The organism is Bacillus sp. SRB3LM, from assembly GCF_015712745.1.
Classification (GTDB): domain Bacteria; phylum Bacillota; class Bacilli; order Bacillales; family Bacillaceae_G; genus Bacillus_A; species Bacillus_A thuringiensis_K.
Genome location: NZ_VWVQ01000103.1, coordinates 703,632 through 718,433 on the forward strand (window position 1 = coordinate 703,632; position 14,802 = coordinate 718,433).

Here is a 14,802-nt window from a genome sequence, read left to right on the forward strand (position 1 = left end):
TTCTTTATTGTTTCTTATTTCACTTCATAAATCTTAGATAGATCTTCAAACATTGTGACAGGAATTGCTTTTGCTTCTTTTAATCCATCAAACTTTTTATCTACTGCAATAACTGCTTTCGGATATGCGATTGGTAGATAAGGTACATCTTCTCTAGCTGTTTCTTGAATTTTATGGTATAGCTCTGCACGTTTTGTTTTATCTGTTTCAACTGCAGCTTCTTCCCATAACTTATCGAAATCAGCGTTTTTATATCGTGCATAATTGTATTCAGCATTACTTAAGAATAAGCTCTTATATGAATCTGGCTCAGGTCCCATTATGTAACCACCAAATGTAATGTCATATTCTTTATTCTCTTTATCTAAGCCTTTTTCACTTGCTGCACTAGCATCTAATGCATTTAGTTCAACTTCTAAGCCAACTTCTTTTAATTTTTGTTGTGTATAAAGCGCTAAGCTTTCCATGATTTTATTATTCGTTACATACATCACGCGTACTTTTTCTTTATCTTTCACGCCAGCTTTTGCTAATAAATCTTTCGCTTCTTTTTTATCATACTTATAGTCTTTAATATCTTTCGCATAATACATAGCGTCTGGCGTTAAGATTGAATTTGCTGGTTCTGCAAATTCACCCGAAACGAATGCTGAGTTAATCATTTCTTTTTTATCTAACGCATGCGCAATTGCTTGGCGCACTTCTTTTTTCTTCATCAAATCTGTATTCATGTTATAAGATAAGTAGAATAATCTACCTTCAGGGAATGTCACCATTGAGAAGTTCCCAGTACTATCTAGTTTCTTAAAGTCTTGCGGCTCAATCATTTTCATGTTGATTTGACCATTTTGCAGTGAAACATTTGCTGTATTACGGTCTTTTACAACGCGGTATACGATAGAGTCTAATTTAGCTTTTCCACCTACATAATCATCGAATCGATCTAATGCAACATACTCATCTGATTTATACTCTTTAAACTTAAACGGACCTGATCCTACAGGCTGTAAGTTTTTCTTACTCTTCGCTAAATCTGCTTCCCCTTCAAATACATGTTTCGGAATTGGGAAGAAATCATTCATCACACCTTCAAAAGATGCGCTTACTTGTGGTAAAACGAATTGAGTTGTTAACTCATCTACCTTTTTCACCTCAAGCGGCTTTCCTTTAAAAATAAAGTTTTCACGACTTGAGCTATTTTGCTTCTCATCTAAAATAGATTGGAATGTAAATGCTATATCGTCTGATGTAATTTTCTTACCATCATGCCATTTCAAATTATCTTTCAATTTCAATGTCCACGTTAATTGATCTTCTGAAGGCGTAAAGCTCTCAGCAAGAACAAACTTTTTCTTACCGTCTTCCATATGATACAGCGGCGCATATAAAGCTTGCTGCACAGTTAATGACACACGATCGTTCGCATAAAGCGGATTCATCGTATCTGGATTATCGCTAACACCAATCGTTAACGTTCCTCCATCTTTCGGAGTCCCTGATTTACTAGTGCCCGCTTGCTTCGAAGAATCTTTTTCCCCAGAACAAGCCGCTAATGCAATAAGTAGTATTAGAACAAATGGTAATGCAAATAATTTCCGTTTCATCTTTTGGCCCCCTCAAACTAGTTATACCCATAAGAAAACTCGGAATTAATCCCGAGTTTTCTTATAAGTTTTAAATTACCACTACCTGTATGTAAAGTCAAACTTTTTTGTAAATGTGGAAAGTTTGAAATCTACTAATACATTCTTGCCATAAAATATATTTATAAGGAGGATTAAAAAAGAAGACCACGAATAGGTTACCTCGTAAAATGAGTTAAAAAACTAGTAGCTTACAAAAAAACTCTAAAATGATTGTTATATATGACCGAAAATGTAGAATGAAATTAAAGACAAAAAACACATTTAGGAGGTTATCATGACATTTGATGAATTGAAAAAAAACAAACCAACAACCCAATGGATTGAGAATGATGAGGATGGGGAATTTTTTACTGAAGAAAATATAAGTGCAACAAATACAGTTCTTGACACTTACATAAATAATTTAGAGCAATTGGGAAAAAATCCAACTGAAGTTGAAATAATGCATGTTGTTAAAGAGGTTGTTCTTAACATAAATGAATTAAATGACGAACATGACTATTTTATCGAAACAATGGAAAGAGAAGATCTCTATGAATTTATCGATACAGCAGCACGAATAGCTGGTCTAGAATCTGAAGAAGACATAACAGAAGAATGGCGAGAATGGTAAAAAGTTGCACCTCTAATTGTTAGAGGTGCAGCTTTTTTCATATACCAATTGAATGAATGATGTGATGTCCGCGCAGAATTCATATATTTAAACATAATATTAAAAGTATTTAATTATAAATACTAGCACACCCATCCTGACAAAAAAGACCACCAAAAGGCAGTCTCAAAACTCAATCTTATTCCCTACTCCTTGCTCCACCGCTCTCTCATACAAATACTTCGCAACAATAATATCTACTACTGCCAAACCAACCGATTTAAAAACAGTAATCTCTTCATCATTTTCGCGTCCAGCTTTTTCTCCGCTTATGATTTGTCCGAGTTCGGCGTAGATGTCGCTTGCGTCAAATAAACCTTCTCTTATCGGAACTAGAAGATCCCCTGTTTCACTAGTGCTGCTTCTTTTGATTCGACTACTACTTTGTTTGCTTTAGCTATGGCATGTGAGGGTAGTTCTTGCATGCTCGGTCTGAATGAACCGACGGCGTTTACGTGGACGCCTTTTTGTAGTTTTTCTGAGAAGACTGGTGTGGATGCGTTCGTAGTTGTGACGATGATGTCTGCTTCGCTTATTGCTTCATTTGCATTTGTGTGAACATATGCAGGTTTGTTGAATCTCTCTTGTATATATTCCGCAAATGCATACGCCTTTTCTTCTGTGCGATTGTATAAGATGACTTTTTCGATATCTCTAACCGCAAATATTGCTTCAGCAATTCCTTTCGCTTGTTCACCCGTGCCGATAATGCATAAAGTTTTTGCGTTATGACGAGCTAAATATTTTGTCGCTACTCCTGATAAGGCGCCTGTTCGAATCATCGTTAAGTACGATCCTTCTAAAAGTGCGAGCGGTTCTCCCGTTTGAAAGTCTGATAACATCACAATCCCGTTGATCGTTTTCTTTCCTACCTTTTTGTTCTCGGGGACTACTGTTACTACTTTTAAGCCAAGTGCCTCAAGCCCTTCAGCTACTGAAGGCATAATTAATGCCGTATTTTTCTCGTTCGCAAATGGTAATGAACCTCGAATTGGCGTGATTGTTCTTTCTGCGGAAAATTCTTTTAAAGCAAGCGCCGCGTATTCAATGACTTCGTTCATATTTACTAAGTTTCGTTGTTCGTTCGCGCTTATGACTAGCATATCTTTCCACCTCCTCCTTCTATCCTAACAAAAACCCTCGATTTAAATCATCTCTTGGGTCTACAACGAACTGATGAAATCCTGTAATAAATGCATGCCCCGTTACTTTCGGAACGACAGCTTCATATGTATCTACTGCGGTTACCGACAATACTTCCCCCTCGAATTCCCCGTCAGTAATACATTCGTGGACGAAAATTTCTCCCTTTTGTAAGGCATCTTTTTCAAAAAGCGTTGCGATTCTTGCGGAAGTTCCTGTGCCGCAAGGAGAACGATCTACTTGTCCATCAGCGAAAATCGTTACATTTCGTAAAGTTGCGCTCTCTCCTTTCGGTTCATCTGAGAAAATAACGCCGTATATTCCTTTTAAATCTTCTTCAAGTGGATGCTTCACTTCCATCTGGCTCTCAATGTAGTGCTTAATTTTACCGCCCCACTTTTGAATAGCAGATAAGTCTTTGAAATCGACTTTCAAGCCAAATTCTTTACAATCTACTACTGCATAAAAAGCTCCGCCAAACGCGATATCTACTTGAAATTCATAGTCATCTATTTTAATAGGAACGTCTTTCTTATATACAAAAGAAGGAACATTTTCAAATGATACGGACTCTACTTCGCTCCCGTTATATGTTGCATACGCAATGACTTCCCCAGCAGGGCTATCAATAATGAACTGTTGTTTCTCACCTGTCACTTCAAACATGCCTGTTTCAATTCCGACTGTAATAACAGCAATAATGCCATGACCACACATCGTACTCCATCCTTCGTTGTGCATAAATAATACGCCAAAATCAGCGTGAGCACTCGCAGGCGGAGTAATGATACAACCGTACATGCCGTGATGTCCTCTCGGTTCATACATAAGAATTTCGCGAAGATGATCCAAATGTTCCATGCAGTATGCGCGTCTTTCTAGCTGCGTGTCTCCTTTTATTTCCGGCACGCCACCTGTAATAATTCGAAGCGGTTCCCCAGCTACGTGAGCATCAATTGTTGTGTACACTTTACTAACCTTCATTTCTATCTCTCCCCTATATGTTGATACTCTTTTTATTGCAAATATCATGCCAACGCATAGGATATAAATTTGTATACATTGTGTAAAAAAGCATACAGTACTGTCTATTTTTTTATACACTGTCCAGAGGCTATGTTATGGAGCCCCTTGATACAACCAGTCTTATTATTTTCACTGGAAAGTTACTTCCACCCCCAACATATACTGTTCAAAAGCAAAAAGGAAGTGATCCAATGTACTACGGAACAAAAGGCTGGTACGTAGCTGAATTAAAAAAATTAGGCGTGCGCTATCATGAAGGACGAAAACTAGAAAGTTACCGCGGACACATCTTGCGCAATTTACTACTTGCACAACAAGAGAAATTAAAAGAACAGTAATATTCTAATGTAACGATATCGGCGATTCTCGGAATATATCAGCGATTTTTTAAATTTATCAGCGATTCAACACAATATATCAGCGATTTTTTAAATTTATCGGCGATTCGACATGCAATATCGACTTACCCACAAATTTCGCTAATTCATCTACCTAAACCACCAACCAATTACACATCAATACAAACAAAAAAGGTCACCCAAACGGGTGACCTTCCTTTCTTATTCACAAACAAGAATCTGTCTAGTAAATGACCCTTTTCTTGTAATACAGCGATCTGTAATTTCAAATCCTGCTTCATGGATCATGTCGTCCATTGTTTCCATCGTGACAACGACTACTTTTTTCGCGATGCGGCGTGCACTTGAGAGAATTGATAGTTGATCTTCTGGTGTGGCGTGCGTAAATAGGTCGTACGGCATATCGATAATGGCAACGTCGTAGTTCTCAGTAATTTCCTCGATTGGACCTTTTGTTACTGTTCCTTCAAATCCGAAATGCGCGATGTTTTTTCTCGTTCCAAGAACTACAAGTGGATTTATATCTCTACCAACGATGTTAATCCCCATAGAAAGTGCTTCTACTACTACTGTTCCAATACCGCAGCACGGGTCAATTGCTCGTACTCCCTCTGGATTTGGTACAGCGATATTTGCAACTGATCTCGCAACACGTGTGCTAAGAGATGTCGAATAACTATGCGGTTTTTTTATGTGATGATACCAAACTGGTTCGCTTTCTACATAGTGCCCGAAGTACCAGCGTCCTCCAAGAGGAACAATCCCGAATACACGCTCTGGATTACGAACATCCGCTTCTCCTTCAATATGCATGCCGAGGTCTCGTTCAATAAGACGTCTTTCTCCATATTCAATTTTATTCTCTCCAACAAGGTCATTGATTTTAACGAAGATAACTTTAAATGTCGCTCCCGCCAAATCAATTTGTTCCACTTGTTTTAAAATGCTTTCTAAGTCGTCCCCTTCATACATAACCTCAATGCGCTCTTTCATAAACGCACTTCTACTCGGGTCAATTTTGACATCACTTTTTAAAATATTAACGTGGGACTCCATTCCAAAGAACGAGCGCATTTCCAAGTAACATAGAGCACGCTCCTCCTCACGAAATGCATACGTATATATACAGGCAGGTGTTTTACTATGATTATTCAATCTATTATCATCCTCTATCGTTTAAAATTGTTATGATTACAATTACTCAAATACTTTTGTATATAAAATTAAATGATATCATATGCCGGAAATAAAGAGAAACGTTAATAAATAAAAGAGACTGCCAATGGCAATCTCTTATTATTTATTAACGGAAAGAAGACACGTTGTTACCCATTTCTTCATAGTAATCTAAAATACCTTGATAAATAGCTTCCGCTGCACGTTGTCTCCATTCTTCAGTAGCTAGTTTTTCACCTTCACCTTTAGCATCGATGAAACCTAGTTCAGCTAAAATAGCAGGCATTGTATTGTATTTCACTACATAGAAGTTTTCTGTCTTTACACCTCTATCATTTGATTGAAGTGCTTGTACTAAACGTTTTTGTACTTTTTCTGCTAGTACACGGCTTTCTTCTGAATTTGGATTTGTTGCTGATCTGTAGTAGAACGTTTCTGTTCCTTCTACTTGTTCATTAAACCCGTTTGCATGAATACTTACGAAAATATCACCTTTATTTTCTTGTGCAAATTCTACACGTTTTTTCAAAGATTCACCAGGGGTATTTCCCGGACGCGTATCATCATTACGTGTTAATAAGACGGTAAATGGTGTCTTTTGTTCAAATAGTTTTTGTACACGTAAAGATGTATCTAATACAATAGCACTTTCATCCATTTTCACACCAGAATGCCCTGGATCAACTCCACCATGACCTGGATCAATGATAATCGCTTTGCCCTCTAAGAAGTTACCTTGCTTCACTGGATTTAATTGATTTTTATTAACCCATTGGAAACCAGCGCCCATGCGGATACGAATCCAGCTGCCGTTCTCTTCAATAACAGTTACTTGCTGTGCGTTATGTGTTCCCATTACTTTTGAAGAAGAAGAAGCTTCTGCATAAGTAGTGAATCCTTCATTAATAAATTCTGTTTTCTCTACTAAAGGTGTCCATTTATCACCTTTACTTGTTGCAATTTTAATCCATCCATCTCGTTCTTCTTTAATTTCAACCATTTGTGGATTATGCTGATTTGCACTAATCCCAGAACTTAATGATGGTGCGTGATATGTAATAAATTTTCTATCTATGTACATTTTCTTTGTTTCTACTGGACGATCACTATTCTTGCTAAATTTATCTGTTTGCGCAGTAAGTTGAGCTGCTTGTTCACGCGTAATAGAATCATTCGGTTTCCAGCCATCCTCTGTACCTAACGAAAGTTTTAATTCTACTAAAATATTAACTTCTTCTTTACCCCAATGATTCTCTAAATCAGCAAATTTTGTAGGAACTGGTCCTGTTACTTTGCTTTTCAGATTATATGCTCTTACAAGCATAGCTGCCATTTCAGCACGAGTTACTTTTCCTTCAGGATCAAATACTCCTGGTTCTCGCCCTTTAATAATATTCTCTTTTTCCATGGCTGCAATAAATGAAGCTGCCCAACTATTTTTCGCATCATTATAAGACGGCTTTGCGTTTGGATCTACTTTAGCACCAATTGCTGTTGCGATAATCTTTGCTGCCTGAGCGCGTGTTAAATTTCCGTATGGCATAAAGTTACCATCTGGCATACCGTTAATTACATTTCTCTCTACTAAATAATAAATTGCGTCTTTTGACCACGCACTATCTGAAACATCAGGAAATTTTTTCGTTTCTGCTAAACTACTAATTGGATGTGCTAGTAAATTTGCTGCTAATAAACCTGCGGCTATTGCTTTGTACTTCATGAAAAATAAATCTCCTCTCAAAACTTCATATTCATTCATTTTTTTAATCAAGCTAACTAAAAAATATTAACTATTAATTAATTCCTTTCATAGTGTATAACATTATATATCTATAGTAAATACGTTTAAGGCCGTATAACAAAAATCGCATATATATAACTTATAATGAATGTATATAAAAAACTTTAATCAGCCCTCACCAATCGGGCTTTTACGGGCAGCCCGCCCCCATCTAACTTTTTTGCTTTCGCTGAATTTTGAGGTAGTGGTCTTACTGCCCGGCAAATAGCGGAATAAAAAAGCGATTAGGACATGTCTCCTAATCGCTTTGCCAAATAAAAAGCTGATTAAAAATAATATCTTTAATCAGCTCTCTATTATCTATGAAATTATTCTTCAATTAAATTAGACATTACATATGCATACACTAATGCTTCTGTATGCGCAATAGAACTTTCATGCGTACGTTCAAATGCATGGGAAGAATCAATACCCGCTCCAATTAACGCATGTTTCACATCAAATCCCGCGCGAATCGCAGCTGATGCATCAGATCCGTAGTACGGATAAATATCTACTTTATATTCAATATGATTCGTTTTCGCAAGCTCTACTAAATGTTTGCGCAGTGCATAATGATACGGGCCGCTAGAGTCTTTTGCACAAATAGATACTGTATATTCATCAGATGCTTGTCCATCACCTAACGCTCCCATATCAACTGCTAAGTATTCAACAGTTTCTTCTGGAATGTTAGAGTTACCACCGTATCCAATCTCTTCATTATTAGAAATTAAGAAATGCGTGGTATATGGTAATGTTACGTTTTCATCTTGTAATCTTTTAATTAATTTTAATAAAATTGCAACACTTACTTTGTCATCTAAATGACGTGATTTTATGTATCCACTCTCTGTAATTTGAACGCGCGGATCAAATGAAACGAAGTCTCCTACTTCAATTCCTAATTCGCGTACTTCATCAGCTGAAAATACGCGCTCATCAATACGAACTTCAATATTTTTCTCATCGCGTTTTGCTTCACCTGCATCTTTATATACATGTACAGATGTTTGATGCATTAAAATCGTTCCTGTATATGTCTTGCCACTTGATGTTTCAATTTCGCAATATTCCCCTTCTACAGAGTTCCAGCGAAATCCACCAATCATAGAAAGACTCAGGCGACCATCAGGCTTAATTTCTTTCACCATCGCACCTAACGTATCAACGTGTGCCGTTAATAAGCGGTGCTGTGCATCATTTTTCCCTTTTACCGTTAAAATAAGAGCTCCCTTATTATTACGTTTCGTTTCTACGTTCCACTCACTGACATAGTTTTCAATGAAATTAATAATTTTTGCTGTATTTCCAGATGGACTTGGAATAGAGACAAGCTCCTTAATCAGTTCCATCGTTTCTTTCGTATGGTGTGCCATTGTCGTTTCCTCCTCATTTTCTCTACTATTCAGTATACAAAATTCGCCAGAAAACCTCTACTTATATGGCCTAATTTTCTAAATTGTAGTAAAATTCTTTTTAGTATACAAAAGGAGCCTTGAAATATGAATATATCAAAAAAATATATACACATTGCACTCATTTGGTTTTTAGCATCATTATTTTGTTTACAAATCTCTTATGCCGTTCATACTACTACTTCTATTACAATCGGCTGGATATTAACAGCTATCTTCTTCATTATTAGCTTCATTGCAACAAGAAAGCATAGCGTTACTCATTAACGCTATGCTTTTCCTATAAAACTATTCTTCTGAAACGTCTAATAAATAAATCCCTCTTTCAAATCCACCGCGCTCTATCTCTTTTTGCTTACGAAGGCGTTCTACATCTTCAATCGATGCACCTTCTGCACGTGCTAATGAGATGATAACTTCTAGCGCATCCGCAAGAGAATCTAGCGCATGTTCGCGTTCTTTCATAGAAGCAAATTCACGAATTTCTTCCGTTCCAATTTTCGCTAAAGCTTGTATGTATGCTTGCCCTGTTAATTTTTGTGCTGTATATGTTTTTCCAGACATTAAAATCTTCTCTGGAACACGATCTCTTACTAACTTGTTATATGCTGACATCATTTATCCTCCTATACTTAATAACATCCGAGCTCTGCTTTATAGAAAAACCATTTTTTCTTCACGCATGCACTTAACATATCAATTCCTGATTCATGTGCTCTTACATGCGGAAAGAAATAGTGCTCTGAGTTTTCTTCCTTACCATATAGAGTTTGGTACTCATCTGGAATCGCTTCTTTTTTCACATCTTTTTCTTTCGTCACCCCGTCAGAAAATGCAACACTTGGATGTCCCTCAAAAAATAACGCAGTCCGAACTGCCAAAGATGGTGTACTATGTAAAGCAGAATATGTAAGCAAAATAATAGTGATAACACCGATTATTTTCTTCATGTATTACTCCTAAAAAAAGTGCTAACACAATTATACTAAAATGTGTTAGCACTTTCTCCCCTTTATCCCGAATTAACGAGCTAATAATCAGTGAGGAATTGACAAACTTTATTCCCCTTTAAATGCTGGTAAACGTTTCTCTAAAAACGCAGCAATACCTTCTTTATGATCCGCTGTTTGTCTCATTGCATATTGACCACGCTTTTCTAATTGCAATGTTTGCTCTAAATTAGAGCGATTTACTTCACACAAAATTTGCTTCGTTTGAATCATTGCTTTAATCGGTTTTTGTGACCATTCACTAATTTTTTGCTTCACAGCCGTTTGGAAATCTTCGCCGATTACTTCATCAATTAAGCCGATATCAAGCGCTTCTGTCGCTGATAATTTCTTACCTTCCCAAATAATTTGCTTCGTCATATTTTCACCGACGCGCTTTTGAAGGAAGAAATGACCACCTCCATCTGGAATTAAAGCGATTCCAATAAAGTTCATTGCAATAACAGATGATATATCCGCCATTACATAATCAGCTGTTAACGCAATACTTAACCCAAGACCTGCAGTCGGTCCATGAATTGCACTAATAACAAGCTTTGGCATCGTATATAATGTCACGACAACTTCAGAAATGGTATTCATAATGCCATCAAACTTACTTTCATCATTACTTGAAAGCATCGATTTAATATCCCCACCCGCAGAAAAACCACGGCCGTTCCCGCATAACACAACGATATGCGCAGAACTTTCCGCTACTTCTTTCAACTTTTGTAATAACTCTTTTAAGGTCGGCTCATCTAACGCATTTAACACCTCTGGGCGATTGACCATAACCGTTGCAACGTGGCCTTCATATTTCACAACGACAGATTCTGTTTTACTTGTTATTTCCATTATATATACCCCTCTTTTCTCCATAAAGATTATACTTATATAATTATAGAAAACCACTGAAAAACCCTTCTTTTTTCTCAATTTTCTGTCTAATAATCTCGCAATTTGTACATTTACCGTATAAAACATACAATTCCGTTGAAAAATATAGAAATTAAAGTCGGTTTATCCATGCTTTTCATCTATTTACCATTACAATGAAATGGTGTATTCTTAAGTTTGATAAAAAAACAAATATTGAAATTCATTCGCCTTACTATGTAAAAAAGGCTTTATACCCATCTTTTGGGTGTTGTAATAAAGGAATGAAGAACTGGAGGAACATATGGTTAATAAGTTGAAACAAACGGATAACTACTTCCCACATTTCCTATTGCTATTCATTGTGTTTCAACCAATTTTAGATTTATTAACATCTTTTTCAATCTATATACTACACATGAGCGCAACAGTTGGAGTTGTAGTCCGTTTCGCCTTTATGCTTCTTGCATTAGGGTACCTACTTCTTCATCACAAACAACAAGATGCGAAAAAGTACATCCTCTATTTATGCTTACTCGGAATCGCACTCGCAATTGGTCTTGTAAATAATATGATGGTTAAATCTCCAGTTTCATTTGGAGAAGAAGTTAAATTCATCTTAAAGAGCGTATATCCAATTGTGCTACTGTTTGGATATATTATCGCCTTTAAAGAGCTAAAAAATAAAGAGTATGTATTCCATAAAATCATTACATATTTCTTATATGCAACTTTAATTTTAAGCATTACAATGATTGTCGCAATGCAAACTGGAACGGATTTCCCAAGCTATCCTCACTCAAAAATTGGTTCAAGAGGTTGGTTCTTCGCTGGAAATGATTTAAGTTCTCTTTTCGCCATTATGTTCCCAATCATTGTCTTATATTCGATTCATAAAACAACTTCTTTCTCGAAAATATATTACTGGATTCCAACAATACTTGCGATGTATGCAAGTATTATGGTCGGAACGAAAGTCGGATATGGCGCAATTGTTATTACATTAGGCGTAGCACTTTTCTTCTCATTCATTGAATATATGATAAATCGTAAAAAAGAAGGAAAAGGATTCACACATATTGTAAATACCGTTGTTGTCGCAGTTATACTAGGAGGTTTAATTGCTCTTACACCGCATACTCCTATCGCAAAAAATATGGGCATTCACATGCAAATATACGAATACAAAAAATCAGTGCAAGAAGAGAAAGATCGAAAAGAAGGAAAAGTAATTAAAGCAGATCCAGAAGATGCAAAAAGACATGCAAAAGGTGAACTTACAGATTCTGAAGTAAAAAGTTTAATTTACAGTGATCGCGACAAATTCTTAAAAACATACAAACAATACTATAAAGACGCACCGCTTTCACAAAAACTATTCGGAATGGGTTACGCTGGTAACTACACAGATAAAATTAAATTAATTGAAATGGACTTCCATGACCTATTTTTCGCCTTTGGAATTGTCGGTTCCCTTATTTACTTAATACCTCTTCTATACTTTGGTATTAAATTATTTATCCGCATGATCACAAACTTTAAGAAAATCATGAAAGTAAAGTATATGCTATTAGCGAGCACACTCGTTCTATCACTTGGCATTGGCTTTATGTCTGGCCACGTATTAACAGCACCAGCCGTTAGTATTTTCTTCATTGTTATTCTCGCTTATATCATTGTTGATTTTGAAATTGAATAAAGTGAAACTTTAATCAGTGGGGGATTACTGCCCGGCAAATAGCGGGATAAAAAGAAGGTGCTACGAAATATTAGTAGCACCTTCTTTTTTATTTAATTAATGTTTTACGTATTCTAAGCTTTCTTTTGCAATATACGCTTCTGTTACGGTAGGATTATCTGAAATAACTTTAACCCACGCTTTTCCATTTATTATCTCTTCACCAGTAACTGTGACAACTACATTTGTATTTAAACGATACAGTCGCTCATTTGATATACTAGGATTCTTTTTCACTTCCACGTTATTCATCACACGTGCAAGTTTGTACTTGTTGTATTCTTTTTTACCTAAATAAGAATCAAAACGGTTCATATGCCCCGCTACTTTTTTACCCCAGTTCGCATCAGATGCATATTTCGCATTTAAACCAGCAGCTTTATCACCTGTATATGTTGCTGTATAACGCCAATGTCCTGGATTTAAATATCCTTCATTCATGTATAATTTTGCTGCATGTTCAATACAATCTTCTTTTGAATTGAATGCTTCTCCGTTACCATACGGACTATCGTCTGTTGCTTTTAAACCAAATAAATTATTTTTGTCTTTTGCAAGAGCGCTTGTTCCATAATAACTTTCATGAATTGCTAATGAATATAAGAATAATGCATTTACATTATACTTGCTTTCTACTTCTTTAAATTTCTTTCCTAAACCAATTAATGGAGAGTCTGGTTTAATCGATTTCACATAACTATCTAGTTGTTCAGCTGTATAATCTGTTTTCGAACGTAATGATAAATAATTGAAATATTGATAGAAAGTTTCGTCTCCAAATGTCTTTCCATCTACACTATACATTTGCTGTCCTTGCTTCATGAAAGAAGGTGCCACACCATATCTAAATTCTGTATATCCAGGTGAACTTGTATTATATGTATAATATTTATGGTATAAATATCCATCTGATTTCACATAATAAGACGACTGTTTCATTTCATTTGTAGGAATTAAAGTGATTTCATTCTTCTTCACATAACCTGTCAAACCAGAAAGTTGAACTTTCACACGATCTTCGCCAACTTCTAACACTTTCAATTCTGTTCCATACTGAATATACGTATATACTGTTGACAAATTCTCATCATAAATATTAATGATGTTTTGCCCAGTTATTCTTTTCGCACTTGCAAAACCATCTTTAATCCATAAAAATTCGTTCTCGTATTTTACCGCATTCATACCTTTATTTTGAGCAGCCGTAACCGCTTCTTTATACGTATTATAGCGCTCTACTTCTTGCTCTGTTCCGTTTTCTCTTACATTTGTCACAACATATTTCTTAGTTTCTACAGGATTGCTATTTCCGTTTTTTTCAATCGTCTGAAGCATACGATCCAACATAGCTGAAGCCATCCCTCTTGTAGCTGATAAATGTGGTCTAAATGTATTATCTTCTGGATACCCTTTAATAATTTGAGTGGCCACCATAACTTGTACATGCTCTTTATAGTTAATACTATCTTTATCAGTAAAGGTAAGCGGACTTACAGCTACTTTAATATTTTTATAGTCTAACGCTCGCTTTACCATTATCGACATTTCTTCACGTGTAATTACATCATTTGGTGAAAATGTCTCGTTCGTACGGCCATTAATAATTTTCGCTCCATATGCTCTACTTACACCATCATATAAACCGTAAGTCTTCGGCACATCCTCGAAATTCGAATCAGCTTTCGGTAAATTTAAAGCCCTTGCTATGAATGTAGCAAACTCTGCTCTTGTTACTAATTTATCAGGCGCATATACATTGTCTCCATACCCCATTAAAACTCCTTTAGTAATAAGTGAGCGCATATTCGTCTCAAACATATGTCCTGTAATATCATCATTTGCCGCATAACTTGAAATAGGAGTTAAAAGTAATGATCCCGTTAATGCCACTGCTGTTATACCTTTTGAAAAAGTCTTCAAGTTTACCCTCCTCGTAATCTACGAATTTATTATCACAAATTTGATTATATAATAATCGCAATCATTTTAGCATAAT

The 14,802-nt window shown here is 36.0% G+C and carries 13 protein-coding genes and 1 pseudogene; 4 read left to right on the plus strand and 10 right to left on the minus strand.

Translation table 11 applies throughout. The features are described from left to right. Positions 1 to 14 precede the first annotated feature (14 nt). Positions 15 to 1,604, minus strand: coding sequence for an ABC transporter substrate-binding protein (locus tag F3I02_RS30775; RefSeq protein WP_000823579.1), 1,590 nt, complete (start codon positions 1,602 to 1,604; stop codon positions 15 to 17). Positions 1,605 to 1,920: 316 nt separating this feature from the next. Here F3I02_RS30775 and F3I02_RS30780 point away from each other — a divergent pair, with 316 nt between their 5' ends. Then, positions 1,921 to 2,259: a hypothetical protein gene (locus tag F3I02_RS30780; protein WP_074593253.1), complete on the plus strand. Its 339-nt coding sequence runs from the start codon at positions 1,921 to 1,923 to the stop codon at positions 2,257 to 2,259. A 165-nt stretch (positions 2,260 to 2,424) separates the two neighbouring features. Here F3I02_RS30780 and F3I02_RS30785 read toward each other — a convergent pair. Together F3I02_RS30785 and F3I02_RS30790 are read right to left on the minus strand one after the other, a co-directional pair. Continuing rightward, positions 2,425 to 3,401 (minus strand): annotated as a pseudogene (locus F3I02_RS30785) (ornithine cyclodeaminase family protein). A 19-nt stretch (positions 3,402 to 3,420) separates the two neighbouring features. Next, on the minus strand, positions 3,421 to 4,473 hold the full coding sequence (locus F3I02_RS30790; RefSeq protein WP_131252005.1) for a proline racemase family protein: 1,053 nt from the start codon (positions 4,471 to 4,473) through the stop codon (positions 3,421 to 3,423). An 89-nt stretch (positions 4,474 to 4,562) separates the two neighbouring features. Here F3I02_RS30790 and F3I02_RS30795 point away from each other — a divergent pair, with 89 nt between their 5' ends. Further along, positions 4,563 to 4,805: a YflJ family protein gene (locus F3I02_RS30795; protein WP_000433499.1), complete on the plus strand. Its 243-nt coding sequence runs from the start codon at positions 4,563 to 4,565 to the stop codon at positions 4,803 to 4,805. Between the two features lie 222 nt (positions 4,806 to 5,027). Here the strand turns inward: F3I02_RS30795 and F3I02_RS30800 are convergent, their stop codons facing one another. The 3 genes from F3I02_RS30800 to F3I02_RS30810 form a co-directional block, all read right to left on the minus strand. Then, a complete protein-coding gene (locus F3I02_RS30800; protein WP_001059319.1) occupies positions 5,028 to 5,981 on the minus strand; it encodes a TRM11 family SAM-dependent methyltransferase in 954 nt (317 codons plus the stop codon). Positions 5,982 to 6,129: 148 nt separating this feature from the next. Next, positions 6,130 to 7,722 carry an N-acetylmuramoyl-L-alanine amidase gene (locus F3I02_RS30805; RefSeq protein WP_131252001.1) on the minus strand — a complete coding sequence of 531 codons (1,593 nt, stop codon included), beginning with the start codon at positions 7,720 to 7,722 and terminating at the stop codon, positions 6,130 to 6,132. A gap of 389 nt (positions 7,723 to 8,111) precedes the next feature. Beyond that, the gene (locus F3I02_RS30810) at positions 8,112 to 9,161 is read right to left on the minus strand and encodes a M42 family metallopeptidase (protein WP_000930085.1); all 1,050 of its coding nucleotides are present in this window, start codon (positions 9,159 to 9,161) and stop codon (positions 8,112 to 8,114) included. Positions 9,162 to 9,287: 126 nt separating this feature from the next. Between F3I02_RS30810 and F3I02_RS30815 the strand changes: the two genes are divergently transcribed. Then, the gene (locus F3I02_RS30815) at positions 9,288 to 9,467 is read left to right on the plus strand and encodes a hypothetical protein (protein ID WP_001027086.1); all 180 of its coding nucleotides are present in this window, start codon (positions 9,288 to 9,290) and stop codon (positions 9,465 to 9,467) included. Positions 9,468 to 9,488: 21 nt separating this feature from the next. Here F3I02_RS30815 and F3I02_RS30820 read toward each other — a convergent pair whose 3' ends face one another. The 3 genes from F3I02_RS30820 to F3I02_RS30830 form a co-directional block, all read right to left on the minus strand. Beyond that, complete coding sequence (locus tag F3I02_RS30820) at positions 9,489 to 9,815, minus strand: nucleoside triphosphate pyrophosphohydrolase (protein WP_001277350.1); 327 nt, start codon at positions 9,813 to 9,815, stop codon at positions 9,489 to 9,491. Between the two features lie 17 nt (positions 9,816 to 9,832). After that, entirely contained in the window at positions 9,833 to 10,150 is a 318-nt protein-coding gene (locus F3I02_RS30825; protein ID WP_000720149.1) for a hypothetical protein, read from the minus strand. A 108-nt stretch (positions 10,151 to 10,258) separates the two neighbouring features. After that, on the minus strand, positions 10,259 to 11,071 hold the full coding sequence (locus tag F3I02_RS30830; protein WP_141529036.1) for an enoyl-CoA hydratase: 813 nt from the start codon (positions 11,069 to 11,071) through the stop codon (positions 10,259 to 10,261). Positions 11,072 to 11,372: 301 nt separating this feature from the next. Between F3I02_RS30830 and F3I02_RS30835 the strand changes: the two genes are divergently transcribed. Then, on the plus strand, positions 11,373 to 12,767 hold the full coding sequence (locus tag F3I02_RS30835) for an O-antigen ligase family protein (RefSeq protein WP_196478744.1): 1,395 nt from the start codon (positions 11,373 to 11,375) through the stop codon (positions 12,765 to 12,767). 96 nt (positions 12,768 to 12,863) lie between these two features. Here the strand turns inward: F3I02_RS30835 and F3I02_RS30840 are convergent, their stop codons facing one another. Continuing rightward, positions 12,864 to 14,726 carry an S-layer homology domain-containing protein gene (locus tag F3I02_RS30840; protein WP_000847506.1) on the minus strand — a complete coding sequence of 621 codons (1,863 nt, stop codon included), beginning with the start codon at positions 14,724 to 14,726 and terminating at the stop codon, positions 12,864 to 12,866. Positions 14,727 to 14,802 lie beyond the last annotated feature (76 nt).

Excerpts from the sequence above, each read along its gene's own strand:
- F3I02_RS30775 (WP_000823579.1), bottom strand. The coding sequence starts at position 1,604 with ATGAAACGGAAATTATTTGCATTACCATTTGTTCTAATACTACTTATT.
- F3I02_RS30780 (WP_074593253.1), top strand. The coding sequence starts at position 1,921 with ATGACATTTGATGAATTGAAAAAAAACAAACCAACAACCCAATGGATT.
- F3I02_RS30790 (WP_131252005.1), bottom strand. The coding sequence starts at position 4,473 with ATGATATTTGCAATAAAAAGAGTATCAACATATAGGGGAGAGATAGAA.
- F3I02_RS30795 (WP_000433499.1), top strand. The coding sequence starts at position 4,563 with ATGGAGCCCCTTGATACAACCAGTCTTATTATTTTCACTGGAAAGTTA.
- F3I02_RS30805 (WP_131252001.1), bottom strand. The coding sequence starts at position 7,722 with ATGAAGTACAAAGCAATAGCCGCAGGTTTATTAGCAGCAAATTTACTA.
- F3I02_RS30810 (WP_000930085.1), bottom strand. The coding sequence starts at position 9,161 with ATGGCACACCATACGAAAGAAACGATGGAACTGATTAAGGAGCTTGTC.
- F3I02_RS30815 (WP_001027086.1), top strand. The coding sequence starts at position 9,288 with ATGAATATATCAAAAAAATATATACACATTGCACTCATTTGGTTTTTA.
- F3I02_RS30820 (WP_001277350.1), bottom strand. The coding sequence starts at position 9,815 with ATGTCAGCATATAACAAGTTAGTAAGAGATCGTGTTCCAGAGAAGATT.
- F3I02_RS30825 (WP_000720149.1), bottom strand. The coding sequence starts at position 10,150 with ATGAAGAAAATAATCGGTGTTATCACTATTATTTTGCTTACATATTCT.
- F3I02_RS30830 (WP_141529036.1), bottom strand. The coding sequence starts at position 11,071 with ATGGAGAAAAGAGGGGTATATATAATGGAAATAACAAGTAAAACAGAA.
- F3I02_RS30835 (WP_196478744.1), top strand. The coding sequence starts at position 11,373 with ATGGTTAATAAGTTGAAACAAACGGATAACTACTTCCCACATTTCCTA.